Source organism: Achromobacter sp. F4_2707 (assembly GCF_047501535.1).
Lineage (GTDB): Bacteria > Pseudomonadota > Gammaproteobacteria > Burkholderiales > Burkholderiaceae_B > Yanghanlia.
Genome location: NZ_JAZDRJ010000021.1, coordinates 3,692 through 5,809, shown reverse-complemented (window position 1 = coordinate 5,809; position 2,118 = coordinate 3,692). Strand labels below are relative to the sequence as shown.

General features: G+C 52.6%; 1 protein-coding gene, 2 tRNA genes and 1 rRNA gene. All 4 read left to right on the top strand.

What is annotated here, in order from left to right; translation table 11 throughout:
- On the top strand, positions 1 to 183 hold a 183-nt coding region (locus VRY85_RS14835), incomplete at its 5' end, for a hypothetical protein (protein WP_414599375.1).
- Positions 177 to 1,715: ribosomal RNA gene (locus tag VRY85_RS14830) — 16S ribosomal RNA — on the top strand. The genes VRY85_RS14835 and VRY85_RS14830, both read left to right, overlap by 7 nt.
- 117 nt (positions 1,716 to 1,832) lie before the next feature.
- Positions 1,833 to 1,909: transfer RNA gene (locus tag VRY85_RS14825), tRNA-Ile, on the top strand.
- Positions 1,910 to 1,922: 13 nt separating this feature from the next.
- Positions 1,923 to 1,998: transfer RNA gene (locus tag VRY85_RS14820), tRNA-Ala, on the top strand.
- Positions 1,999 to 2,118: the final 120 nt, after the last annotated feature.

Here is a 2,118-nt window from a genome sequence, read left to right as displayed (position 1 = left end):
GGCACACAGAGTCTTTCACGAGACTCTCGCCAACAAGTTATACCAAACGCTCGCACAATTGAAGAAAGTAATGGTTTAAGAATTTATTCTTACACCGGTCTTTTTTCTTTGAGCAAGCAAAGCGAACCGTCCAACCTATTATCTTCGGGTAATAAGAAAGGACGATTACAGGAATTGAACTGAAGAGTTTGATCCTGGCTCAGATTGAACGCTAGCGGGATGCTTTACACATGCAAGTCGAACGGCAGCGCGAGGTAAGCTTGCTTACCTTGGCGGCGAGTGGCGAACGGGTGAGTAATGTATCGGAACGTGCCCAGTAGCGGGGGATAACTACTCGAAAGAGTGGCTAATACCGCATACGCCCTACGGGGGAAAGGGGGGGATCGCAAGACCTCTCACTATTGGAGCGGCCGATATCGGATTAGCTAGTTGGTGGGGTAAAGGCCTACCAAGGCGTCGATCCGTAGCTGGTTTGAGAGGACGACCAGCCACACTGGGACTGAGACACGGCCCAGACTCCTACGGGAGGCAGCAGTGGGGAATTTTGGACAATGGGGGCAACCCTGATCCAGCCATCCCGCGTGTGCGATGAAGGCCTTCGGGTTGTAAAGCACTTTTGGCAGGGAAGAAAAGGCTCTGGCTAATATCCAGAGCTGCTGACGGTACCTGCAGAATAAGCACCGGCTAACTACGTGCCAGCAGCCGCGGTAATACGTAGGGTGCAAGCGTTAATCGGAATTACTGGGCGTAAAGCGTGCGCAGGCGGTTTGGCAAGAAGGATGTGAAATCCCGGGGCTTAACCTCGGAACTGCATTCTTAACTGCCAGGCTAGAGTATGTCAGAGGGGGGTAGAATTCCGCGTGTAGCAGTGAAATGCGTAGAGATGCGGAGGAATACCGATGGCGAAGGCAGCCCCCTGGGATAATACTGACGCTCATGCACGAAAGCGTGGGGAGCAAACAGGATTAGATACCCTGGTAGTCCACGCCCTAAACGATGTCAACTAGCTGTTGGGGCCTTCGGGCCTTAGTAGCGCAGCTAACGCGTGAAGTTGACCGCCTGGGGAGTACGGTCGCAAGATTAAAACTCAAAGGAATTGACGGGGACCCGCACAAGCGGTGGATGATGTGGATTAATTCGATGCAACGCGAAAAACCTTACCTACCCTTGACATGTCTGGAATCCTTTAGAGATAGAGGAGTGCTCGCAAGAGAACCGGAACACAGGTGCTGCATGGCTGTCGTCAGCTCGTGTCGTGAGATGTTGGGTTAAGTCCCGCAACGAGCGCAACCCTTGTCATTAGTTGCTACGAAAGGGCACTCTAATGAGACTGCCGGTGACAAACCGGAGGAAGGTGGGGATGACGTCAAGTCCTCATGGCCCTTATGGGTAGGGCTTCACACGTCATACAATGGTCGGGACAGAGGGTCGCCAACCCGCGAGGGGGAGCCAATCCCAGAAACCCGATCGTAGTCCGGATTGCACTCTGCAACTCGAGTGCATGAAGTCGGAATCGCTAGTAATCGCGGATCAGAATGTCGCGGTGAATACGTTCCCGGGTCTTGTACACACCGCCCGTCACACCATGGGAGTGGGTTTTACCAGAAGTAGGTAGCCTAACCGTAAGGGGGGCGCTTACCACGGTAGGATTCATGACTGGGGTGAAGTCGTAACAAGGTAGCCGTATCGGAAGGTGCGGCTGGATCACCTCCTTTCAGAGCGACGTGCCTGCAAAGCGAAAGCGTCCACACTTATTGGCTGTTTGATGAGAAGAGGTAGTACGCCACACGGGTTGTTTTAAGTTAAGTCTTAAAGCGGCTAGAAAGAACACTGGGTCAGTAGCTCAGTCGGTTAGAGCACCGTCTTGATAAGGCGGGGGTCGTAGGTTCGATTCCTACTTGACCCACCACGTTTTCTTATTTGGGGGATTAGCTCAGCTGGGAGAGCACCTGCTTTGCAAGCAGGGGGTCGTCGGTTCGATCCCGTCATCCTCCACCAGTCTTTTTTGTGTGAGTGCGGGCCAGGTTGGTACGAGTCAGTTTTTACTGATCTACATATCGGCTGTTTAGTGAGTCTGCCGGGTTTAATGCTAAGTGTTTATGGCTAAGGGTTTTTTTA